Below are 20,677 nucleotides of genomic sequence, written 5' to 3'. Positions count from 1 at the left end.
AGATTGATTCTGCGCGAGCCGTGTTCCCCGCGCCCGCGGGGATGAACCGCATGGTCAGTATCTCGGTGACCGTATCTTCCCGTGTTCCCCGCGCCCGCGGGGATGAACCGTACTACATCTTCATTGAACCAGGCGTGGCCGTGTGTTCCCCGCGCCCGCGGGGATGAACCAGGCCATCAACGCGGGGCGCATTGAGGAAGGCTGGTGTTCCCCGCGCCCGCGGGGATGAACCGGGGAATAAGCATGAGTTTTTTTGATGAAGTAAGTGTTCCCCGCGCCCGCGGGGATGAACCGGGATGCGGCGGGATGTTATGCGGGGTGGACAGGTGTTCCCCGCGCCCGCGGGGATGAACCGCCCTGGGCGGCGAACAGTTCGTGCGGCTCAAGGTGTTCCCCGCGCCCGCGGGGATGAACCGGGTCGGCACCATGCTCGCCAGCAACTGGCTGGGTGTTCCCCGCGCCCGCGGGGATGAACCGACCGAGGTTCGATTCACGCAGCGCCGCCGGATGTGTTCCCCGCTCCCGCAGGATGAGCCGGCGACGGCAAGCGCCTGGCGGCCTATACCATCGTGTTCCCGCACTCGCAGGGCGAGCCGGCGCAATTCCAGATGTGCGGCCTGCGGGTCAAGTGTCAGTGAGCCGCGCGTGACGCGAAAAGGGCTGACACGACTGCGGCGCTATCGCTGTCATCGAGGAGCAGGCAAGATGCTTCCAACGACTGAACAAGGAATCCAGCATGAATCCAGCCGGTGATACTTTCCGCATTGCCACCAGCGCCGAAGCTGCAGTGGACTACCTTGCCGAGCTCCACGAATCCGCTACCAGGGCGCTCAACCAGGCGCTCAAGCGCTATGTGGCCAGCCGTACCGAGCCGAGCATCCAGGAGCGCAGCCTGTTCCGCTACCCGCAGCTGCGCCTGACCTACGAATGCCACGGCGAGGTGCCGGCTTCGACGCGCGCCTACGCCAAGGTGCAGGCGCCGGGTGTCTACAGCGTGACGGTGACCCACCCCGCGGCGTTCCGCGCTTACCTGCTCGACCAGTTGAAGCCGCTGATCCAAGACTTCAACGTGACGCTCGAGGTCGGCATGAGCGACCGCAACATTCCCTATCCCTACGTCATCGAGCACGGCGACGAACTGGCCGGTACGGGCGTGACGGCCGCCGAGCTGGCGCGGGTCTTTCCCAGTACCGACCTGTCGGCGGCCACCGATGACATCGCCGACGGGCTCTACGACTGGGAGCATGCCGATCCCTATCCGCTGGCGCTGTTCGACGGCGCGCGGGTGGATTTCTCGCTGCGCCGGCTGGTGCATTACACCGGCAGCGACTGGCGCCATGTGCAGCCGTGGATCCTGCTGACCAACTACCACCGCTACGTCGACCAGTTCATTCGCCACGGCCTCGACATGCTGCGCGACGACACCCGCTTCGTGCGCATGGTGTTGCCGGGCAATGTGGTGGTCGAGCGCGGTATGGAGGAGGGCGAGGCGCAGGCGATCATCGGCGGGGTGATCTGGCATCGCTACCAGATGCCGGCCTATCACCTGATCGCCGAGGACGGCCATGGCATCACCCTGGTCAATATCGGTGTCGGGCCGTCCAACGCCAAGAACATCACCGATCACCTGGCCGTGCTGCGTCCGCACTGCTGGCTGATGATCGGTCACTGCGGCGGGTTGCGGCAGTCGCAGTCGATCGGCGATTACGTGCTGGCCCACGCCTACATGCGTCGTGACGGCATTCTCGATCGCGTACTGCCGCCGCACATTCCGCTGCCGGCGCTGGCCGAGGTGCAGCAGGCGCTGCAGGACGCCGCGGCGACGGTCACTGGCGAGCAGGGGGAGGCATTGAAGAAGCGCCTGCGCACCGGCACCGTGCTGACCTACGACGACCGCAACTGGGAGCTGCGCTGGGCGCAGGAGCGGCCGCTGATCAATCTGTCGCGTGCCGTGGCAGTGGACATGGAAAGCGGCACCATCGCCGCCCAGGGCTATCGCCTGCGGGTGCCCTACGGCACGCTGCTGTGCGTCTCGGACAAGCCGCTGCACAGCGAGATCAAGCTGCCCGGCTCGGCCAACGCGTTCTATGAGCGGGCCGTGACCCAGCACCTGAAGATCGGTATCACCGCCCTCGACCTGCTGCGTAGCCAGCTCAACTCGCTGCACTCGCGCAAGCTGCGCAGCTTCGACGAGCCGCCGTTCCGCTGATTCGGTGCGGGCCACCGACGCCTGCGCGGGAATGGACGATACTCATAACGTTCATTCCCGCAGCAGCGGAGGTTCACATGGAACAGCCGATCCACGCCTTCCACGAACTGTTCGAGCAGTTGGGCCTGCCCAACGACGATGTCTCGATCAGGCGCTTCATCGAAACCCACTCACCCCTGGACGATCGCGTCTATCTGGCGGATGCGCCTTTCTGGACGCCGGCCCAGGCGAGCTTCCTGCGCGAGGAAATCCTCGAGGATGCCGACTGGGCCGAGGTGGTCGACCGCCTCAATGAAGCGCTGCGCCGGCGCTACCACTGAGGCGCTGCTGCCGGCTTGCTCAGCCGGCCAGCAGCCAGGCGCCGGTCAGCGCCGAGGCGGCACCGGCGATGCGTACCAGCGGCGCCGCGGCCTGCGGCAGGGCGCGCACCAGCGCGTAACCGGCAGCATGCAGGGCGGCGGTGGCGAACACGAAACCGGCGGCATAGCCCGACGGGCTGGACAGAACCGGTAGCTCCAGACCGTGGGCGACGCCGTGGCTGGCGGCGAACAGCGCGGTCAGCGCGGCGGCGATGGCCAGCGGCGGACGTACCGCCAGGGCCACCAGCAGACCCAGCGCCAACACCGAACCGGCGATGCCGGTTTCCATCAGCGCCATCTCGATGCCGGCGAAGCCGGCCAGCCCGCCGATCAGCATGGTGGCGACGAAGGTCAGCGGCAGCGCCCAGCGGGCCGCGCCGTTCTGCTGGGCTGCCCAGAGACCGACCGCGAGCATGGCCAGCAGGTGATCGAGGCCGAAGATCGGGTGGGCGATGCCGGACAGTACGCCGGCATGGTCGTGCCCGGGGTGGGCGAAGGCCAGTGCCGGGCCGAACAGCAGGGCGGTGGTGATCAGGATTTTGTTAACGTTCATGCGATTCCCTCTGGTTGCATGGCAATAGCTGTGCCGAGCCGTCGCTCGTCCGGATGCCGAGTGGCGAGCGGGGACGCGACGTCCTCTCGTTTCTGAAACCGGGCTGTCAGGCGGCGCTGAGCATGCCCTGCTTCTCGATGAAGGCGATGATCTCTTCGAGACCCTGGCCGACCTTCTGGTTGCTGAACACGAATGGCTTGTCGCCGCGCATCTTGCGGGCGTCGCGGTCCATCACCTCCAGCGAGGCGCCGACCATGGGCGCCAGGTCGATCTTGTTGATCACCAGCAGGTCGGACTTGCAGATGCCCGGCCCGCCCTTGCGCGGCAGCTTGTCGCCGGCAGAGACGTCGATCACGTAGATGGTCAGGTCCGACAGCTCCGGGCTGAAGGTAGCCGAGAGGTTGTCGCCGCCGGATTCGACGATGATCAGGTCCAGGCCGGGGAAGCGCCGGTTGAGCTGTTCGACGGCCTCGAGGTTGATCGAGGCATCCTCGCGGATCGCCGTGTGCGGGCAGCCGCCGGTTTCCACGCCGATGATGCGTTCCGGCGCGAGCGCCTCGTTACGCACCAGGAACTGGGCATCTTCCTGGGTGTAGATGTCGTTGGTCACGACGGCCAGGTTGTAGCGATCGCGCAGTGCCTGGCACAGGGCGAGGGTCAGGGCGGTCTTGCCGGAGCCGACCGGTCCGCCGATACCGACGCGCAAGGGTTGAGTGTTCATCTTCGGTTTCCTTTTTCTGAAACGGTAGGGCGATTCATGACCTGAACAGGCGGCTGTACTGGCGCTCATGGGCCATACTGGTCAGCACCAGGCCGAATGGAGCGCTGCCCCAGGCGTGCTCCGGCAGCTCGCTGGCGTGCCGTTGCGCCTGGGTCAGTGTCGGCAGCAACTGTGAGGTCAGCCGTTGTGCGGCCTGCTGGCCGAGCGGCAGGGTTTTCATCAGCACTGCCAGCTGGTTCTCCAGCCAGCCCCAGAGCCAGGCCGCGAGAGCATCGGCGGGCGCGATGTTCCAGGCGCGCGCCGCCAGCGCCCAGGCCAGGGCCAGTCCGGGTTCGCCAGCCTGGGTCAGGCAGCGGCGGGCCGGCTCGTCGAGTTCTGGCAGGCCGTCGAGCAATTGGGCCAGCGAATAGCCCATCTGTCGGCTTTCCAGCTGCAGCTCGCGGGTTTCCCGACTGGCGCGGTGGTCGGCGGCCAGCTGCAGCAGGCCTGGCCAGTCGCTTCGCGCCGCCGCCTCGCAATGGGCCAGCAACAGCGGCGCCTCGAACCGTGCGAGATTGAGCAGTAACTGATCCTCCAGCCAGCGCCGGGCAGTGGCCGGGTCCGTGACCTGGCCGTTTTCCACCGCCATTTCCAGCCCCTGGGAATAGCTGTAGCCGCCGATGGGCAGCTGCGGGCTGGCGAGCCGGAGCAGCGCCCAGGCCGGATGCAGTGGGCTCGGGGAGACTGTTGCGTTCACGTGCGCACGCCGAACTGATGCAGGCGCGGCGCGTAGCTGAACTCTGCCTCGCCGGCGTGGGAATGATGATGGCCACCGCCATAGGCACCGTGCTCGGGCTGGAACGGCGCATCGACGGCCTGCACCGTGGCGCCCAGCTGCAGCAGCATGTCCTTGAGCACGTAGTCGTCCAGCAGGCGCAGCCAGCCGTCGCCAACCTGCAGGGCGACGTGGCGGTTGCCCAGATGGTAGGCCGCGCGGGTCAGTTCGAAGGCATTGGCGCAGGTGATATGCAGCAGCTGTTCACGCCGTGCGCGCACGCGCACCACGCGCCCGTCAGCGGCCAGCAGGCATTCGCCGTCGCGCAGCGGCGGCTGGCCGCGTTCCAGAAACAGACCGACGTCCTCGCCGCTGGTACTGAAACAGCGCAGTCGGCTTTTGCTGCGCGCTTCGTAGGTCAGTTCGAGTTCGGCCTGCCATTCGGGGCGGGCCTCGATGCGTTGGCGAATCACCAGCATGTGCAGAGTTCCGGTTGGATCGTTTAGGGAACCCAGAGCAAGGGGCTTGCCAATCGGCGGTGTGCCCCAGCGTGACGGCGGCTGGCGCGGCCTTCGTGCCAGATATTGGGGCCTTGAGCGCACCGAAAAGGTGCCAGGTCTGGTCTCTGGGGTATCGTGTGCGCCTTATTGGTGCAGGCTGCGCACCATATATACCGCTGGAATCCGGTAGCTGGCCAGATTGCCCGCCTGCGGTGGCTCAAGATTCTCTTGGGCCGTGTAGCCCAGGCGTGACCAGAAGCCCGTCGAATCCTGCACCGATACCAGCGCCGAATAACGCAGCCTGGCGGTGCCGGCCTGCTGCAGATTGTGCCGCACCAGCGCCGGGCCGATACCACGTCCCGCGGCCCGTCCGGCCACCGCCAGGTCATGCAGATAGAGACAGTCGGCTTGCTCGTCAGTGCAGAACTCGCCGTCCAGCGGAGTCACCATGCCCAGCCGCGAGTGGTAGGCGAACAGGTAGGCGCATACGCCCTGCGCATCTTCGGCCACCCAGGCCAGTTGCGGGAACGCGGCCAGGCGCGCGCGGATCACCGCCTCGTCCTCCAGGACCTCGACGGAATAGGACGCTTCCTGGATCGCCAGGACGGCAGGAATGTCGCGTTCCTGCATCGCTCGCAACTGGTACATCTGGATTACGCTCGAATGCCGCGCAAGGCCGCGCGGGCTCTGCAAAAGGCCGGCGATCATACGCGAACCGGTGCGGTTGCGCTTGCCCGGCGCCAGGTACTCCCGGGCGAACGGCAGCCGTGCGCCTGGCCAGGCTGCGGCGCCGAGCGCCTTGTCTGCTCGACGGGCGATACGCGGCTGTACTGGATTTCGCCATTTGGTGCAGCAGGCGGCGGTGATGGCAGGCATAATAATTAGTCTGCTAACAAGTTGGGCGAGGCCATCGTTGAACGAGCACCACCATCCGCTCTATGGCGTTCTGCTGATATTGCTGTCTTGCCTGATGCTGGCCAGCCATGACGGCCTGGCCAAGCATCTGAGCGAGATCTACCCGGTCTTCCTGGTTATCTGGGCGCGCTATCTCGCGCAAACCGTGCTGATGACCGCGCTGTTCGTGCCGCGCATGGGCCAGCGCGTGTTCCGCACCCTGCGCCCGTGGCCGCAGCTGCTGCGCGGACTGAGCCTGGTCAGTGTCAGCCTGTTGTTCATCAGCGGGCTGCATTACATTCCGCTGGCCGAAGCGACCTCGGTGATCTTCCTGACGCCGGTGCTGGTGACCATCGCCTCGGCGCTGCTAGGCGAACGCGTCAAGCGTAGCCAGTGGGTCGCCGTGGGCTTCGGTCTGCTCGGCGTGCTGATCATCGTGCGCCCGGGCTCGGCGCTGTTCACCCCGGCGGTGCTGCTGCCGCTGGGTGCGGCGCTGTCGTTCACCGTCTATCAACTGGTGACCCGACGCCTGGCCGGTACCGATCATCCGGTCACCAGCAACTACCTCACCAGCCTGGTCGGCTGCTCGAGCATGACCGTGCTGGTGATTTTCAACTGGCAAACGCCTACGCTGCACGACGCTCTGCTGATGGCGGCGCTTGGCGGCATTGCGATGCTCGGCCATCTGCTGCTGACCAACGCTTTCCGTTTCGCCAGCGCCGCGACCCTGGCACCGTTCACCTACGTGCAGATCGTCTTTGCCGGTGTGGTGGGCTACTTCGCCTTCGGCCATGCACCGGACGCCGGCACCCTGCTCGGCATGGCGGTGATCATGGTCAGCGGGCTGTGCATGGCCTATGTGCAGCGACGTCAGGCGCCGGTCGGCTGATTGGAATCGGAAATGTGCCATTGCAATGGCCAGACAGCTTCTCAGAACACTGAAACGAATAGACAGGGCGAATCGACCCTTGCGTGCACCCTTGGAGCCTATATGCCGCGACTCTCTCACCACGACCTGCGTCGGAGCTTCCGCCAGTTGCTCAATTCCGACCGCTGCTACCACACCGCCTCGGTGTTCGACCCGATGTCGGCGCGGATCGCCGCCGACCTCGGCTTCGAAGTCGGCATTCTCGGCGGTTCGGTGGCCTCGTTGCAGGTACTGGCTGCGCCGGACTTCAACCTCATCACCCTCAGCGAGTTCGTCGAGCAGGCCACGCGCATCTGTCGCGTCGCGCAATTGCCGGTGCTGGCCGATGCCGACCACGGCTACGGCAATGCGCTGAACGTGATGCGCACCGTCTCGGAGCTGGAACGCGCCGGCATCTCCGCGCTGACCATCGAGGACACCCTGCTGCCGCCGAAATTCGGTCGCCGCTCCACCGATCTCATCGGCATGTTCGAGGCGGTCGGCAAGATTCGCGCGGCGTTGGAAGCGCGGGTTGACGCGGAAATGGCCATCATCGGCCGCACCAATGCCGGCGTGATCGGCTTCGAGGAAGTGATCGCCCGCGCCCAGGCCTACGAAAAGGCCGGCGCCGATGCCATCTGCCTGGTCGGCATCGAAGATTTCGACCATCTGGAAAGCATCGCCAGCCAGCTCAGCAAGCCGCTCATGCTGGTGACCTACGGCAATCCGAACCTGCGCGACAACGCGCGCCTGGCAGCCCTTGGCGTGCGCATCGTGGTCAACGGCCATGCGGCCTACTTCGCTGCGATCAAGGCGACCTATGACTGTCTGCGCGAGCAGCGTCAGGTCGATGCGCTGGATCTGAATGCCTCGCAGCTGTCGGTCAAGTACTCCACGGCCGACGACTATGTGGTCTGGGCCGAGGAGTACATGCAGGTCAAGGAATAACCCATGGGCGCTGCCGCTCGCTGAGCCGGTCGCATCGGGTATCGGCCGCCAGCTGCTGCAGCGTCCATCGTCGCCATCGGAGAATCGATGAGTCCACGTCTATTGACCTTCATGGTCGCCTTCGCCGCCTTTCTGGGCCCCTTCACCCAGACGGTATACGCGCCGATCCTGCCGGAGCTCGGCGCGGCCCTGCGCACCACGCCGTTCCTGATCAACCTGAGCATCTCGATCTTCACCCTGGTGCTGGCCTTCATGCAGATCATCTACGGCCCGCTGGTGGATCGCACGGGGCGCAAGCGCACGCTGCTGGTGGGCCTGGCGATCTACATCGTGGCATCGCTGGGCTGCTTTCTGGCCAGTAGCATCGAGACGCTGCTGGCCTTTCGCGCCTTGCAGGCCGTGGGTATCGCGGCCGGTGCGGTGGTGGCGGTCACGGTCATCGGTGACCGCTTCGAAGGTGCCGAGCGCGGTCGGGCGATGGGTTCGTTCCAGATGATGGTGGCTCTGGGGCCGGTGGCCGGGCCGGTGGTAGGCGGTATCGTCGGCGAGCACCTGGATTTCCACTATGTCTTCCTGCTGCTGGCCCTCGTCGGTGCGGTGGCGTTGCTGAGCAACGCCGTCTGGCTCAAGGAGACCCGCCCGGCCGGTGGAACGTCACGCGCCTTTCATCCGGTGCAGTACCTGGAGGTGCTGAGCGATCGTCAGGGACTGGCGATCATGCTGCTGAGCTTCGTGCAGTACTACGCCTTCTACAACTATCTGGTGTTCATGCCGCGGGTGCTCGACGCCAGCTACGGCCTGAGCGCCAGCGAGAAGGGGCTGGTGTTTCTGCCGCTGTCGATCGCGGTGGTGATCGGCAGTTTCGTCGGCGGGCGGCTGCTCGGCCGTTGGCGACCGAGGCCGATGCTGCTGGTCACGGCACTGCTGAATGCGCTCAGCCTGCTGCTGTTCCTGGCCATCGCACAGCTGTCACTTGCCGCGCTGGTGGTGGCGGTAACGGTATTCGGGCTGTTTCTCGGGTTGTCATTGCCGGTGCAGACCAGCCTGCTGATGGATCTTTATCAGCAGAATCGCGCCACGGCGGTGGGCAGCTATAACTTCTTCCGCTTCATGGGCATGGCCACGGGGCCGGTTCTGGGTTCCTGGCTGTTCCAGGATGGCAATCTGGGCCTGCTCTACGGCTTCGCTGCCGCTGCCTTCCTGCTGGCCGTCGGCAACGCGCAGCGGCGTTTTCGCCAGGGTTGAGGTGGGCCGTCTAGAAGAACGAGCGCTCGGCCTTGAGCATCATGAAGCCTTCGCAATACGCGTTCTGCCCCGAGTAGACGCCACACTGGGCGCCGCGCAAGCTGGAGTCGGTATAGGAGAAATCCATCTGCACGCCGAGCAGTCGCCGCGACAAATTCAGCGACCAGTCGTCGAATACCCGGACGCTGCCGCCGGGGTAATACATGGGGCTGTCCATGGAGTGGCTGGCGTATTTCACGCGCACCCCGACATCCAGGGGCCATAGCGAGCCCAGCTCCAGGAAAAGGGTGCTGTCGGTGCGCCCCAGTGAACTGCTCAAAGCGCCGCCCAGCCGGCTGCTGCCCAGGTTGAAGCCGGCGTAGTATTCCTCGCGGTTCCACGCCTCGATCTCCGGGAAGCTGTAGCGGATCACGCCCAGTTCGTATCCCGGCCTATCGTCGAGCCGCGGCTGGGCATAGCCGATGTAACTGTTGAGTTCCAGCTGGGTATCTTCGAGCAGGCCAATGCTGGGCGCCCACTGGCCGACATACAGGCCGCTGTCGTGGGTGAGGTCCACGCCGCCGCGAAAAGTGCTGGCCGTCGTTGGTTGTACCAGGCCCTGAGCCATGCTGCGTGCCGGTGCCGTACCGAGTTTCAGGTCGAATTGCCCGACCTGTCGCTCCACCATCGCGGGCTGACTGGCGCAGCCGCCGAGCACGAGGCTCAGCGCGATCAAATAACTCTTGTCCATACACCGCTTCACTGGTGATGTGTCAGACAGGCCGACCAGGGGCGACCACGAATGGCGAGGAACCGGGGCGCTCTAGCGAACCGGTCCGCGCTGCGTTCGGGGCGAGGATAGTCAAGGCTGCTGGTCAGCGAGCCCCGCTCGTCGATTTGACGCCAGTAGTACGACAGGCGGCGCCATCAGGATGGCGGAACGAAATCCCGGCACGGATTTTTTGCCGAGCGGTGAACCGTCGTGCGCAGAATCCGTTCAAATGCAGGCATCTCCACGACATCAGCCCCGTGGGCGAAGGAGGTTGGTATGGCTACCGGTTGGGCGAACGACGGTGCGGTACAGGAGCAGATAGACAGCACCATCGATGATGCGGTGCAGCGCGCGCGCAGCCGGATCGCGAGGGGCGAAAGCCTGCGCCACTGCGAAGAATGCGGGGAGGAGATCCCGGAGGCCCGGCGTCAGGCCGTCCCTGGCGTGCGGCTGTGCATCAAATGCCAGTCGGCACAGGACAAGGAAGACGCGCGCTTCAGCGGCTACAACCGCCGCGGCAGCAAGGACAGCCAGTTGCGCTGATCGGCCGCTGCATGCAGAACGTGAAGCGGCTGCCGGCTTCGGTTCTGGGGCCGGCGCACATGCCGCTGTGCGCCAGGCCAGGGGTCATGAGCAGGACGGCGGGCCAACCCGGTCCGGGGTCGGCCACTGCATCTGGTAAGCCTGGCGTTGCCAGGTTGGCTCGCGTTCGTGACCGGCTCAGAACAGAAAATAGCGCTGCGCCATCGGCAGCACTTCGGCCGGCTCGCACCAGAGCAGCTGGCCGTCGGCCTTGACCTGATAGTTCTGCGGATCGACCACGATATCCGGCGTGTAGTCGTTGTGGATCAGGTCCTTCTTCTGCACCGAACGGCAGCCCTTGACCACGCCGATCTTCTTCTTCAGGCCCAGCTGCTCGGGCACGCCGGCCTCGAAGGCGGCCTGGCTGATGAAGGTGAAGCTCGACGCATGCAGCGAGCCGCCGTAGCTGGCGAACATCGGCCGGTAGTGCACCGGTTGCGGCGTCGGGATCGAGGCATTGGCATCGCCCATCAGGCTCGCGGCGATGGCGCCGCCCTTGAGGATCAGCGTTGGCTTGACGCCGAAGAACGCCGGACGCCAGAGCACCAGGTCGGCCCACTTGCCCACTTCGATGGAGCCCACCTCGTGGCTGACGCCGTGGGTGATCGCCGGGTTGATGGTGTACTTGGCGATGTAGCGCTTGGCGCGGAAGTTGTCGTTGCCGGCGCCGTCACCCGGCAGGGCGCCGCGCTGCTTCTTCATCTTGTCGGCGGTCTGCCAGGTACGGGTGATCACCTCGCCGACGCGGCCCATGGCCTGGCTGTCGGAACTGATCATCGAGAAGGCGCCGAGGTCATGGAGGATATCCTCGGCGGCGATGGTCTCGCGGCGGATGCGGCTCTCGGCGAAGGCCACGTCCTCGGCGATGCTCGGGTCGAGGTGATGGCAGACCATGAGCATGTCCAGGTGTTCGTCGATGGTGTTCTTGGTGAACGGCCGGGTCGGGTTGGTCGAACTGGGCAGCACATTGGGAAATCCGCAGGCCTTGATGATGTCCGGGGCGTGCCCGCCCCCCGCACCCTCGGTGTGGTAGGTGTGGATGGTGCGGCCCTTGAACGCGCCCAGCGTCGTCTCGACGAAGCCCGATTCGTTCAGCGTGTCGGTGTGGATCGCCACCTGTACGTCGTACTGGTCCGCCACGTTCAGGCAGTTGTCGATGGCCGCGGGCGTGGTGCCCCAGTCTTCGTGCAGCTTGAGGCCGATGGCGCCGGCCTTGACCTGCTCGATCAGCGGTTCGGGCAGCGAGGCGTTGCCCTTGCCGGTGAAACCGATGTTCATCGGAAATGCATCGGCCGCCTTGAGCATCATCGCCATGTGCCAGGGCCCTGGCGTCACCGTGGTCGCGTTGGTGCCGGTGGCGGGGCCCGTACCACCACCGATCATGGTGGTCACGCCGCTCATCAGGGCTTCTTCGATCTGCTGCGGGCAGATGAAGTGAATGTGGCTGTCGATGCCGCCCGCGGTGAGGATCATGCCCTCGCCGGCGATCACCTCGGTGCTGGCGCCGATGGCGATGGTCACGTCCGGCTGGATGTCCGGGTTGCCGGCCTTGCCGATGGCGGCGATGCGGCCGTCCTTGAGGCCCACGTCGGCCTTGACGATGCCCCAGTGGTCGAGGATCAGCGCGTTGGTGATCAGCGTGTCGACGACGTCTGCCGCACACAGCTGGCCCTGGCCCATGCCGTCGCGGATCACCTTGCCGCCGCCGAACTTCACTTCCTCGCCGTAGGTGGTGAAATCCTTTTCGACCTCGATCCACAGGTCGGTGTCGGCCAGGCGCACCTTGTCGCCGACGGTGGGGCCGAACATGTCGGCGTAGGCTTGGCGGGAAATTTTCATGGCTGTTCCTTGATGCCTCGGCGCGGACTGGCCGCCGTTGGTTCGTTCATGGGCGAATGAATTCGCCCCTACGGTGTTGCGTTGGTGCTCGATTGCCCGGCCCTGTAGGGGCGAATTCATTCGCCCGCTGTTGCGACAGTGTTCGGACCGGGTCGCGCTAGAGCGCGCCCATCACCCGTCCGGCAAAGCCGAACACCCGGCGATCGCCGGCCAGCTCGACCAGCTCCACCTCGCGGCTCTGCCCCGGCTCGAAGCGCACTGCGGTGCCGGCCGGGATGTTCAATCGCATGCCGCGGCTGGCGGCACGGTCGAAAGCGAGCGCGTCGTTGGTTTCAAAGAAGTGATAATGCGAGCCGACCTGGATCGGCCGGTCGCCGCTGTTGGCCACGCTCAGGGTGAGGGTGCGGCGGCCGACGTTGAGCTCGATCTCGCCGTCCTGGATCTGGTATTCGCCGGGAATCATGGCGTTCTGCGCTCCGTGTTGAGGATCAGTTGCATGAAGGTCAGATCGAGCCAACGGCCGAACTTGCAGCCGACCTGGCGCATCTGCCCGACATGGATGAAGCCGAGCTGCTGGTGCATGTGCACCGAGGCACGGTTTTCGCTTTCGATGGCGCCGACCATGACGTGCTTGCCGCTGGCGCGGGCGCGGGCGATCAGTTCGTGCATCAGGCTGCGGCCGATGCCACCACCGCGCTGGCCGTCGCGCACGTACACCGAATGCTCGACGGTATGGCGGAAGCCTTCATGCGGGCGCCACGGTCCGTAACTGGCGTAGCCGATCACCTGCTCCGTATCGTCGACGGCCACCAGCACCGGGTTGCCCTGCTGCTGGCGCTCGTCGAGCCAGGCCTGGCGGTTGGCCAGGTCCACCGGCGTGTCGTTCCAGATCGCCGTGCTGTTCTGCACGGCGTCGTTGTAGATGAAGAGGATGCCTTCGAGGTCGGTGGGGTGGGCGTCGCGTATCAGCACGTCTCGGTCCTTTGGAAATTGGTCGGGCATGCGCAGGGCGCAGAAGACACTGACCAGTCTCTCAGGCAATGGGTTGATGAACGGTGACCAGCTTGGTGCCGTCCGGGAACGTCGCCTCGACCTGGATCTCCGGAATCATCTCCGGGACGCCTTCCATCACCTGCTCGCGGCTCAACAGGGTCGTGCCGTAGTGCATCAGCTCGGCCACCGTCTGGCCGTCGCGGGCGCCTTCAAGCAGCGCGGCGGAAATGTAGGCCATGGCCTCCGGGTAGTTGAGCTTCACCCCGCGTGCCAGACGCCGCTCGGCCACCAGGCCGGCGGTGAAGATCAGCAGCTTGTCTTTTTCTCTTGGTGACAAATCCATAACAGCTCCAGTCGTAGGGTGGATGTCGCTTTTCACATCCACCGGCCGGTGGCGATGACCACGCAGCGATTATCGGGGCGGCACGTAGCAAGCGCCGGCGTAGGGTGGGCAACGGCGCAGCCTTGCCCACCGGTCATTCAGGTACTCCAGATTCGCGGCGGCAGCGCCTCGCGGCCCAGCAGTTCGGGGCGCAACAGTCGCCACAATGCGATCAGCCAGGCGCGCGCATGCAGCGCTTCGTCGGCCAGGCAGCGCGCGACCAGCAGGCCAGGCAACTGGGTCAGGTCGCCGCGTACACGGCTCGGCAGTTCGCGGCAACGCTCCAGCAGTTCGCTGTCGATCTCGCCACTGGCGATCAGGGTGGCGAATACCGAGTGCCCGTCGAGGCCGATCGGCGAGTCGAGCAGCGCATCGCCACCGGCCACGCGCTGACGTTCGTGCCAGAGCAATCTTCCGTCGCGGCGGATATCCAGGCGTGCCTGGAAATGCCCGTCGTCGAAGCGCTCTTCGCTGGCCGGCCGCCCCAGCGCGACCATGTCCCAGTAGAACAGCCGGGCGTCGCCTTCCAGCTCGATGGTCGTGCTCAGCTCGGCCTGCGCCGCGGAATAGACGATGGTTTCCTGCGGCAGCCACTCCAGCGTGGCACCGGCTTCGACGCGCAGTCGCAGATCCTGAAAGGCGGGACCGGCGGCACGATACCACTTGGCCGCGCCCGGACTGGTCAGCTGTGCCCAGGCATCCGCGCCAACCGTCGCCCGGATGTCCAGTCGATCACCACCGGCAATGCCGCCGGGTGGATGCACGATGATGTGCTGGCAGACCTGCGGACCTTCCGGATACAGATGCTTCTGCACCCGCAACGGCCCGTAGTGGCGACGCAGCACCGGGCGTGTCGTATCCGCGTGGCGGGCATAGCCGAGTTCGAGCTCGGCGTGCCAGTGGGGGGTGAACAGCAGCGCTGGGGCATTCATGCAAGCAGGCTTTTCGGTGTGTCGGTCAGGAAAGCAGAGCAATCGCCGTGCCTGTTATGCGCTGCATTGGTGCGCCGCCTGACGGGGCGGTGTTGGCGCAGGTTCGGGCCGGCTTGATCTGGGTCGAGGGCATTTCTCAATGGTCGTGGCGTGCTTAGGTTTGGTGCATCCGAACAATGATGCATTTTTTTGGTGCGATGCGCCTGGCTCAGAACGGTAACCGCTGCGCTGCTTGCGATGTCTCTGCTGTTCGCCCTAACGCGAGCGCTGGCTTGCCGTCGAGGCGAAGCTGGCCCTGTCGCAAGAACGGTTTCGGCATTAGGCTCTGTACGAAAAGTGCCTGCGCTCGGTGATGCTTCGTTAAAAACGGGTTCGGAATGCTCATTTACAGCACGTAAACGCCGCTTCCTCCCCCGTTTTTGCCTCGCCTGACCTTCGCTCGACGACTTTTCGTACAGAACCTGGCTTGTGTCGTCGTGATGCTCAGGAGTTGCATGGATGTTCATATGGGTCGCCTTTGCTGCCGGGCTGGTGCGTGGCTACAGCGGCTTCGGTTTCGCCATGTTGCTGGCGCTGGGGCTGTTGACACGCTTGCCTCCGGCACAAGTGGTGCCTGTGGCCTTGATGCTGGACCTGGCTTGTTCGATCACGCTGTGGCCGGCTGCGTTGCGCAGCTTTCACGTGCCGATCGGTAGTCGTCTCATCCTCGGAATGCTGCTTTCCGTGCCGTTGGGAGCATGGCTGCTGCACTTGATTCCCGCAGCATGGATGACACCGATCATCGCCCTGTTGTGTTTGTTGGGTGGTCTCCTTGTGCTGTACCGGCCGCCGGCAATGCCTGCCGGCGGGCCAAGTACGGCCGGCGCCTTGCCTGCCGGTCTTGCCTCGGGCCTCGCCATGACCATGGCCTCCGCTGGTGGTCCGCCGCTGATTCTCTACCTGTTGCGCAGCGGGCTCAGCGCGGCCCATCTGCGCGGGACGGCGATTCTGTTCTTCGTCGCAAGCAGCAGCTGCGCGCTGATCGGGTTATGGCTATTTGGCATTGTTGGCCGTGCGCACCTGCTGTTGGCCATCTCGCTTCTGCTTCCAGCGCTTGCCGGCAATCTTGCTGGCCAGTTGTTGCACCGCTACTGGCAGCCGTTGCCGATGCGAATGGTCGTTGGCGCGATTCTGGTGCTGACATCGGCCGCCATGCTTTGGCGAAGCCTGTTGTCGCTCGGCGGGCTGTAGGGCGAATTCATTCGCCGTTTCGGCGTGGGGCGGGGCAAGTGGCTGCCCTGGTCGAACACGTTCGGCCGCTACAGGTTCCGACGCACGGCACCGGCTGCCAGCGATGACAACCCGGCTGCCGTAGGGGCGAATTTATTCGCCGTTTCGCCGTTTCGCCGTTTCGCCGTTTCGCCGTTTCGCCGTTTCGCCGTGGCAAGTGGCTGCCCCGGTCGAACACGTTCGGCCGCTACAGGTTCCGACGCACGGCACCGGCTCCGCCCGTGACGACAGCCCGGCTGCCGTAGGGGCGAATTTATTCGCCCTTATTCTGCTTTGTCCCGGTCGATATTGAACGGCGACCAGGCCTGGCGGGTGGGCATCACTTCCAGGCGGTTGACGTTGATATGGTCAGGCAGGGTGGCCACGTAGAAGATTTGCTCGGCGATGTCGTCCGCGGTCAGTGGCGTGGTGCCGCGATATAGCTTGTCGGACGCATCCTGGTTGCCCTTGGTACGGACCAGGGTGAACTCGGTTTCGGCCATGCCCGGTGCGATATCCGTGACCCGCACGCCTGTGCCCAGCAGATCACAGCGCAGGTTGTAGCTGAACTGCTCGACGAAAGCCTTGGTGGCGCCATAGACATGGCCGCCTGGATAGGGCCAATGGCCGGCAATCGAGCCGATGCTGATGATGCTCGAGCCTTTGCCTGTTTCGATCAGGCGCGGTAGCAGCGCATGAGTGACATTGACCAGGCCGGTCACATTGGTGTCGATCATGGTGTGCCAGTCCTCCAGTGCCACCTGCTGCGCAGGCTCGGGCGCGAGGGCGAGGCCAGCGTTGTTGACGAGCGTCTTGACCTCGCGAAAGCCTTCGGGCAGCTCGGCGATCACCTGCCTCACGGCCTCGGCGTCGCGTACGTCAAGCGCGGCGATGTGCACCGGGACCTTGGCCGACAGTTCTTCCTTCAACGCCTCGAGCCGTTCCAGACGGCGTCCGCTCAGCACCAGTGTCCAACCGGCTTCGGCAAAACGGCGAGCGGTGGCGCGGCCAAAGCCGGATGTCGCACCCGTGATGAAAACCACGTTGTTCATATATGGATTCCCGTTCAAGTTGGCAGGCCATGGCGGCCGACCGGGACAGCTTAATGCGTGATGCGGTGCAGGGCAGGGCCAGTTACCAGGATCGGTTGGGTCAGTAGGGATGCCGTGCTGTAGGGCGAATTCATTCGACCGGGGCTGTCGCGAGGTTGCCAGGGTAGAGGATCGGCAGATGCGCCAAGACGGGCGAACAAGTTCGCCCCAACGGGATGCCGTGCTGTGGGGCGAATTCATTCGCCCGGGGCTTTCGCGAGGTCGCCAGGGTAGATGCATCGGCAGATGCACCAAGACGGGCGAACAAGTTCGCCCCAACGGATGCCGTGCTGTAGGGGCGAATTCATTCGCCCGGAGCTGTCGCGAGGTCGCCAGGGTAGGGGCGGCAGATGCGACGAGACGGGCGAACAAGTTCGCCCCAACGGATGCCGTGCTGTAGGGGCGAATTCATTCGCCCGGGGCTGTCGCGAGGTTGCCAGGGTAGAGGATCGGCAGATGCGCCAAGACGGGCGAACAAGTTCGCCCCAACGGATACCGTGCTGTAGGGGCGAATTCATTCGCCCGGAGCCGCTTACGCCAGTTCGAGAAAGCGCCGGACCCGCTCGGTGGCTGGATTGGTGAAGAAGGTCTCCGGGTCGGCCTTCTCGATGATCCGGCCCTTCTCCAGAAACACCACCTGGTCGGAAACCGCGCGGGCGAACTCCATTTCGTGTGTCACCACGATCATGGTGTAGCCCTCGGCGGAAAGGTTCTTCATCACCTGCAGCACTTCGCCGACCCGTTCCGGATCGAGCGCCGAGGTCGGTTCATCGAACAGCATTACCTCCGGGCTCATCGCCAGCGCACGGGCGATGGCCACGCGTTGTTTCTGCCCGCCGGACAGCGTGTACGGGTAGGCGTCGGCCTTGTGTTCCATGCCGACCTTCTCCAGCAGCGCCATGGCCTGGGCACGCGCTTCGTCCTTGCGCATCCCCTTGACCTGCACCGGCGATTCCATGACGTTTTGCAGCACGGTGAAGTGTGGCCACAGGTTGAAGCCCTGGAACACCATGCCGGTGCGCGCGCGCAGTGCGGCCAGCGCCTTGTTGCCCATCTTGCGGCCGCTGGCGTCGATGCCGATGCGTTCGCCGGCAATGAAGATGCTGCCGCGGTCCGGTTCCTCCAGCCAGTTGATGCAGCGCAACATGGTCGACTTGCCCGAGCCGGACGAGCCGAGCACGCTGACCACCTCGCCCTTGTTAACGGTCAGCTCGATGTCGCGCAGCACTTCCACGCCATCGAAACTCTTGGACAGGCGCTCGATGCGCACGGCCGGTACGTCAGACATTTTCGAATCCTCGCTTGGCACCGAACCGGCCGGCCCACTTGAGCGCCAGTTCCAGAAAGATACTGATCAGCCAGTAGAGCGCGATGACCACCACGAATGCTTCCATCGGAATGAAGTAGGTGGCCTGCACCGAGTTGGCCGCGGCGGTGAGTTCCCGCACGGTGATGATGGTGAGGAAGGCGGTGTCCTTGAGCGCCAGGATCAGCAGGTTGCCCATCAGCGGACGGGTCTTGATTACCAGCTGCGGCAGCACAATGCGCCGGTACAGGGTGAAGGCAGTGAAGCCGTGGGCCTTGGCCGCCTCGACCTGGCCTTCGGGCAGCACCAGCCGGGCACCGCGCAGTACCTCGCCGAAGTAGGCGGCGTAATAGACGATCAAGGCGATCAGCCCGGCGGTCCAGGCATCGAGCCGCAACCCAAGGCTCGGCAACCCGTAGTAGAGCAGGTAGGCCAGGATCAGGAAGGGCAGCATGCGCATGCAGTCGATGAAACCGCGCAGTAGCCAGCTCAGCGGATTGCGCCGTTCCAGCCAGAAGGCGAACAGGCAGCCCATGCCGAAGGCGACCGTGACCGACAGGCCGAATAGCAACAGGGTGGTGAGAAAGCCGTCGAGAAACGCCTGACGCGCGTCCCAGATGATTGCCCATTCGCTCATGCTCTGCTCCTCACATGGCCAGCCGGTTGGCTTTGCGTTCGGCAATCGCCTGGATGCGGATCAGCACGCCGATGATCAACATGTAGAGCAGCGCCGCGGCGAGAATTGGCGGCAGCGGCTCATAGGTCACCGCGGTGATGCGGTTGGTCACCCGTGTCAGGTCGACAATGCCGATGACCGCGATCGCCGGGCTGCTCTTGATGATGAAGGACATTTCGTTGACCAGCCCCGGCAGGCTGCTGGTGAACATCTGCGGCAGCATGATGCGGCGGAAGAACACCGGGCCGGTCATGCCGCAGGCCAGTGCCGCCTCGCGCTGCTCGCGGGAAAAGCTGAGGAAGGCCGCACGCCAAACCTCGGCATTGAACGCGGCAGTGTTCAGCGTCAGCGCAAGGATCGCTGCGGTGTTGCGGTCAAGGCCGACGCCCAGGGTTGGTGCGGTGAGGAAGATGAACAGCACCAGCGTGACCAGCGGCGTGGCACGGGCGAGGCTGACGTATAGCACCAGCAGCTGGTCGACGAACGGAATCCGCGCCATGCGTACCAGGGCCACGCCGAGCCCGAGCACCACACCGATTGCGATGGCGATACCCGAGATCCACAGCGTGGTCCAGGCACCTTCGAGCAGCAGCAACCAGGCCTGTCCGTTCATGTCCGGAATTCCTTGAGCATTAAGAAGGCACGATGCGATGCATCATGAGCGGGGCGCGAAGCCCTGAGGGGGCTAGCAAGGCCGGGGCCAGATCGGCCCGGCGGCCTTGCCGCTGCAGCGGTCAGTCCATACCGGCCAGCGAATGGAACTGTTCTACGCTCTTGATCGGCTCCTTCGGCAGGTTCGGGAACGCCTCGCCGAACCACTTGGCCTGCAGTTCGGCCAGGCGACCGTTGTCGCGTATGTGGTTCATGAAACCGGTGAGGAACTCCAGCAGTTCGGGGCTCTGCTTGGAAACCGGCCAGGCGGCAAAGCCGTCTCCGGACACCGCGATACCCTTGGCGAAGGTATCTCCACGCGTCTTGACCAGGTCGTTCACCGAGATCAGCGCGTTGACCACATAATCCAGCCGGCCGTTGGCGAGGTCGGCATAGGCTTCCGGGTAGGACTGGTATTCCACCACCTCACCCATCTCGCAATTTTCCGCGGCCATCATCTTCTTCAGTTCGGGCAGGCGCGCCAGCAGCGCACTACCGGCCTGTACACCGGCTTTCTTGCCACAGAGGCTGGCGATGTCGGAGAGGCTGTCGTCATCGGCACGCTTGGCGTAGAAGTGCTGCGCCGAGGCGAACGGCGGGGCGAAGTCGAATACGCGCAGGCGATCATCGGTCACCAGCGCCCCGGTAAAAGCCGCGTCGTACTGCCCGGACGAAACCGAAGCGAGCAGGCCGGTCCAGGGCAGGATTTCCTGGCGCACATCGAAGCCCTCGTCCTTGGCGTAGGCCTTCAGGTCTTCGAGCAGTTCCTTGTGAAAGCCCTCCGGCTTGCCGTCGACGATGTAGTTGAACGGTGCGTAGTCATCCTCGGTGGCGACGGTCATGTAGCCGCGCGATTTGATCTCATCCATGTCCGAGGCCTGTGCGAGGCCCACCATCGCGGCGGACAGCATGCAGCTGGCCAGCGTCAGGGTGCGCAGCAGACTGCGCGGCTTGGCGGTAACCGAATCCTTGCTTGATTGCGTCATGTCATTGCTCCAGTTCGACGTTGGACCAGCCCTCCAGCGGCGCTGGGCGTGGCGTGCTTTCACCTTAGGAGCCGGCTTGTGGACGGCGATAGGTGCAGTTGCCGTCTTTCGACTGGCCAGTCGGCAGGACGAAGCGGGCGAACAAGTTCG

At 64.9% G+C, this 20,677-nt stretch carries 23 protein-coding genes and 1 CRISPR repeat array; of the genes, 7 read left to right on the top strand and 16 right to left on the bottom strand.

What is annotated here, in order from left to right:
• Positions 1–20: 20 nt before the first annotated feature.
• A CRISPR array of direct repeats spans positions 21–476; the repeat unit is 28 nt; unit sequence GTGTTCCCCGCGCCCGCGGGGATGAACC.
• 260 nt (positions 477–736) lie between these two features.
• Both amn and B597_RS30445 read left to right on the top strand, forming a co-directional pair.
• Positions 737–2,209 carry an AMP nucleosidase gene (gene amn / locus B597_RS30450; protein WP_003297102.1) on the top strand — a complete coding sequence of 491 codons (1,473 nt, stop codon included), beginning with the start codon at positions 737–739 and terminating at the stop codon, positions 2,207–2,209.
• 77 nt (positions 2,210–2,286) lie between these two features.
• Entirely contained in the window at positions 2,287–2,529 is a 243-nt protein-coding gene (locus B597_RS30445; protein WP_003297100.1) for a DUF2789 domain-containing protein, read from the top strand.
• A 19-nt stretch (positions 2,530–2,548) separates the two neighbouring features.
• Here B597_RS30445 and B597_RS30440 read toward each other — a convergent pair whose 3' ends face one another.
• The 5 genes from B597_RS30440 to B597_RS0223175 all read right to left on the bottom strand — a co-directional run bounded on the left by B597_RS30440 (position 2,549) and on the right by B597_RS0223175 (position 5,726).
• On the bottom strand, positions 2,549–3,121 hold the full coding sequence (locus tag B597_RS30440) for a HupE/UreJ family protein (protein ID WP_024161802.1): 573 nt from the start codon (positions 3,119–3,121) through the stop codon (positions 2,549–2,551).
• A gap of 106 nt (positions 3,122–3,227) precedes the next feature.
• Entirely contained in the window at positions 3,228–3,842 is a 615-nt protein-coding gene (ureG, locus tag B597_RS30435; protein ID WP_003292583.1) for an urease accessory protein UreG, read from the bottom strand.
• Between the two features lie 34 nt (positions 3,843–3,876).
• A complete protein-coding gene (locus B597_RS30430; protein ID WP_031323282.1) occupies positions 3,877–4,551 on the bottom strand; it encodes an urease accessory protein UreF in 675 nt (224 codons plus the stop codon).
• A gap of 23 nt (positions 4,552–4,574) precedes the next feature.
• On the bottom strand, positions 4,575–5,075 hold the full coding sequence (gene ureE / locus B597_RS30425) for an urease accessory protein UreE (protein WP_003292586.1): 501 nt from the start codon (positions 5,073–5,075) through the stop codon (positions 4,575–4,577).
• A gap of 165 nt (positions 5,076–5,240) precedes the next feature.
• Positions 5,241–5,726, bottom strand: a complete 486-nt coding sequence (locus B597_RS0223175) for a GNAT family N-acetyltransferase (RefSeq protein ID WP_031323280.1) — start codon at positions 5,724–5,726, stop codon at positions 5,241–5,243.
• Between the two features lie 283 nt (positions 5,727–6,009).
• On the opposite strand from B597_RS0223175, the gene B597_RS30420 reads away from it, so the two are divergent.
• The 3 genes from B597_RS30420 (at position 6,010) to B597_RS30410 (ending at position 9,090) form a co-directional block, all read left to right on the top strand.
• A complete protein-coding gene (locus B597_RS30420; protein WP_003292588.1) occupies positions 6,010–6,879 on the top strand; it encodes a DMT family transporter in 870 nt (289 codons plus the stop codon).
• A 102-nt stretch (positions 6,880–6,981) separates the two neighbouring features.
• Positions 6,982–7,845: an isocitrate lyase/PEP mutase family protein gene (locus B597_RS30415; RefSeq protein WP_003292589.1), complete on the top strand. Its 864-nt coding sequence runs from the start codon at positions 6,982–6,984 to the stop codon at positions 7,843–7,845.
• Between the two features lie 87 nt (positions 7,846–7,932).
• Positions 7,933–9,090 carry an MFS transporter gene (locus tag B597_RS30410; RefSeq protein WP_031323277.1) on the top strand — a complete coding sequence of 386 codons (1,158 nt, stop codon included), beginning with the start codon at positions 7,933–7,935 and terminating at the stop codon, positions 9,088–9,090.
• Between the two features lie 10 nt (positions 9,091–9,100).
• Here B597_RS30410 and B597_RS30405 read toward each other — a convergent pair whose 3' ends face one another.
• On the bottom strand, positions 9,101–9,820 hold the full coding sequence (locus B597_RS30405; RefSeq protein WP_003292592.1) for a TorF family putative porin: 720 nt from the start codon (positions 9,818–9,820) through the stop codon (positions 9,101–9,103).
• 297 nt (positions 9,821–10,117) lie between these two features.
• Between B597_RS30405 and B597_RS30400 the strand changes: the two genes are divergently transcribed.
• On the top strand, positions 10,118–10,384 hold the full coding sequence (locus B597_RS30400; protein WP_003292594.1) for a DksA/TraR family C4-type zinc finger protein: 267 nt from the start codon (positions 10,118–10,120) through the stop codon (positions 10,382–10,384).
• Positions 10,385–10,561: 177 nt separating this feature from the next.
• Here B597_RS30400 and ureC read toward each other — a convergent pair whose 3' ends face one another.
• The 5 genes from ureC to B597_RS30375 form a co-directional block, all read right to left on the bottom strand.
• Positions 10,562–12,262, bottom strand: coding sequence for an urease subunit alpha (gene ureC / locus B597_RS30395; RefSeq protein ID WP_024161801.1), 1,701 nt, complete (start codon positions 12,260–12,262; stop codon positions 10,562–10,564).
• 157 nt (positions 12,263–12,419) lie between these two features.
• A complete protein-coding gene (locus tag B597_RS30390) occupies positions 12,420–12,725 on the bottom strand; it encodes an urease subunit beta (protein ID WP_003292595.1) in 306 nt (101 codons plus the stop codon).
• Positions 12,722–13,234, bottom strand: coding sequence for a GNAT family N-acetyltransferase (locus tag B597_RS30385; protein WP_003292596.1), 513 nt, complete (start codon positions 13,232–13,234; stop codon positions 12,722–12,724). Before B597_RS30385 ends, B597_RS30390 begins: the two co-directional genes overlap by 4 nt.
• Before the next feature lie 61 nt (positions 13,235–13,295).
• Complete coding sequence (ureA, locus tag B597_RS30380) at positions 13,296–13,598, bottom strand: urease subunit gamma (protein WP_003283033.1); 303 nt, start codon at positions 13,596–13,598, stop codon at positions 13,296–13,298.
• A gap of 137 nt (positions 13,599–13,735) precedes the next feature.
• Positions 13,736–14,569, bottom strand: a complete 834-nt coding sequence (locus B597_RS30375) for an urease accessory protein UreD (RefSeq protein ID WP_003292598.1) — start codon at positions 14,567–14,569, stop codon at positions 13,736–13,738.
• A 498-nt stretch (positions 14,570–15,067) separates the two neighbouring features.
• Between B597_RS30375 and B597_RS30370 the strand changes: the two genes are divergently transcribed.
• The gene (locus B597_RS30370; protein WP_003292599.1) at positions 15,068–15,799 is read left to right on the top strand and encodes a sulfite exporter TauE/SafE family protein; all 732 of its coding nucleotides are present in this window, start codon (positions 15,068–15,070) and stop codon (positions 15,797–15,799) included.
• A 302-nt stretch (positions 15,800–16,101) separates the two neighbouring features.
• On the opposite strand, the gene B597_RS30365 is transcribed toward B597_RS30370, so the two are convergent.
• The 5 genes from B597_RS30365 to B597_RS30345 all read right to left on the bottom strand — a co-directional run bounded on the left by B597_RS30365 (position 16,102) and on the right by B597_RS30345 (position 20,527).
• Positions 16,102–16,869: an SDR family NAD(P)-dependent oxidoreductase gene (locus B597_RS30365; protein WP_003292601.1), complete on the bottom strand. Its 768-nt coding sequence runs from the start codon at positions 16,867–16,869 to the stop codon at positions 16,102–16,104.
• A 571-nt stretch (positions 16,870–17,440) separates the two neighbouring features.
• The gene (locus B597_RS30360) at positions 17,441–18,196 is read right to left on the bottom strand and encodes an amino acid ABC transporter ATP-binding protein (protein WP_003292602.1); all 756 of its coding nucleotides are present in this window, start codon (positions 18,194–18,196) and stop codon (positions 17,441–17,443) included.
• Positions 18,189–18,851 (bottom strand): amino acid ABC transporter permease, encoded by a 663-nt coding sequence (locus tag B597_RS30355; protein ID WP_003292604.1) that lies wholly within the window; start codon positions 18,849–18,851, stop codon positions 18,189–18,191. Before B597_RS30355 ends, B597_RS30360 begins: the two co-directional genes overlap by 8 nt.
• A gap of 10 nt (positions 18,852–18,861) precedes the next feature.
• Entirely contained in the window at positions 18,862–19,503 is a 642-nt protein-coding gene (locus B597_RS30350; RefSeq protein ID WP_003292605.1) for an amino acid ABC transporter permease, read from the bottom strand.
• Positions 19,504–19,624: 121 nt separating this feature from the next.
• Entirely contained in the window at positions 19,625–20,527 is a 903-nt protein-coding gene (locus B597_RS30345) for a transporter substrate-binding domain-containing protein (RefSeq protein ID WP_003292606.1), read from the bottom strand.
• Positions 20,528–20,677 lie beyond the last annotated feature (150 nt).

The organism is Stutzerimonas stutzeri KOS6 (assembly GCF_000307775.2).
Lineage (GTDB): Bacteria > Pseudomonadota > Gammaproteobacteria > Pseudomonadales > Pseudomonadaceae > Stutzerimonas > Stutzerimonas stutzeri_B.
This window is presented reverse-complemented; position numbering and strand designations above follow the sequence as displayed.

Excerpts from the sequence above, each read along its gene's own strand:
- amn (WP_003297102.1), top strand. The coding sequence starts at position 737 with ATGAATCCAGCCGGTGATACTTTCCGCATTGCCACCAGCGCCGAAGCT.
- B597_RS30445 (WP_003297100.1), top strand. The coding sequence starts at position 2,287 with ATGGAACAGCCGATCCACGCCTTCCACGAACTGTTCGAGCAGTTGGGC.
- B597_RS30440 (WP_024161802.1), bottom strand. The coding sequence starts at position 3,121 with ATGAACGTTAACAAAATCCTGATCACCACCGCCCTGCTGTTCGGCCCG.
- ureG (WP_003292583.1), bottom strand. The coding sequence starts at position 3,842 with ATGAACACTCAACCCTTGCGCGTCGGTATCGGCGGACCGGTCGGCTCC.
- ureE (WP_003292586.1), bottom strand. The coding sequence starts at position 5,075 with ATGCTGGTGATTCGCCAACGCATCGAGGCCCGCCCCGAATGGCAGGCC.
- B597_RS0223175 (WP_031323280.1), bottom strand. The coding sequence starts at position 5,726 with ATGCAGGAACGCGACATTCCTGCCGTCCTGGCGATCCAGGAAGCGTCC.
- B597_RS30415 (WP_003292589.1), top strand. The coding sequence starts at position 6,982 with ATGCCGCGACTCTCTCACCACGACCTGCGTCGGAGCTTCCGCCAGTTG.
- B597_RS30410 (WP_031323277.1), top strand. The coding sequence starts at position 7,933 with ATGAGTCCACGTCTATTGACCTTCATGGTCGCCTTCGCCGCCTTTCTG.
- B597_RS30405 (WP_003292592.1), bottom strand. The coding sequence starts at position 9,820 with ATGGACAAGAGTTATTTGATCGCGCTGAGCCTCGTGCTCGGCGGCTGC.
- B597_RS30400 (WP_003292594.1), top strand. The coding sequence starts at position 10,118 with ATGGCTACCGGTTGGGCGAACGACGGTGCGGTACAGGAGCAGATAGAC.
- ureC (WP_024161801.1), bottom strand. The coding sequence starts at position 12,262 with ATGAAAATTTCCCGCCAAGCCTACGCCGACATGTTCGGCCCCACCGTC.
- B597_RS30390 (WP_003292595.1), bottom strand. The coding sequence starts at position 12,725 with ATGATTCCCGGCGAATACCAGATCCAGGACGGCGAGATCGAGCTCAAC.
- ureA (WP_003283033.1), bottom strand. The coding sequence starts at position 13,598 with ATGGATTTGTCACCAAGAGAAAAAGACAAGCTGCTGATCTTCACCGCC.
- B597_RS30375 (WP_003292598.1), bottom strand. The coding sequence starts at position 14,569 with ATGAATGCCCCAGCGCTGCTGTTCACCCCCCACTGGCACGCCGAGCTC.
- B597_RS30370 (WP_003292599.1), top strand. The coding sequence starts at position 15,068 with ATGTTCATATGGGTCGCCTTTGCTGCCGGGCTGGTGCGTGGCTACAGC.
- B597_RS30365 (WP_003292601.1), bottom strand. The coding sequence starts at position 16,869 with ATGAACAACGTGGTTTTCATCACGGGTGCGACATCCGGCTTTGGCCGC.
- B597_RS30360 (WP_003292602.1), bottom strand. The coding sequence starts at position 18,196 with ATGTCTGACGTACCGGCCGTGCGCATCGAGCGCCTGTCCAAGAGTTTC.
- B597_RS30355 (WP_003292604.1), bottom strand. The coding sequence starts at position 18,851 with ATGAGCGAATGGGCAATCATCTGGGACGCGCGTCAGGCGTTTCTCGAC.
- B597_RS30350 (WP_003292605.1), bottom strand. The coding sequence starts at position 19,503 with ATGAACGGACAGGCCTGGTTGCTGCTGCTCGAAGGTGCCTGGACCACG.
- B597_RS30345 (WP_003292606.1), bottom strand. The coding sequence starts at position 20,527 with ATGACGCAATCAAGCAAGGATTCGGTTACCGCCAAGCCGCGCAGTCTG.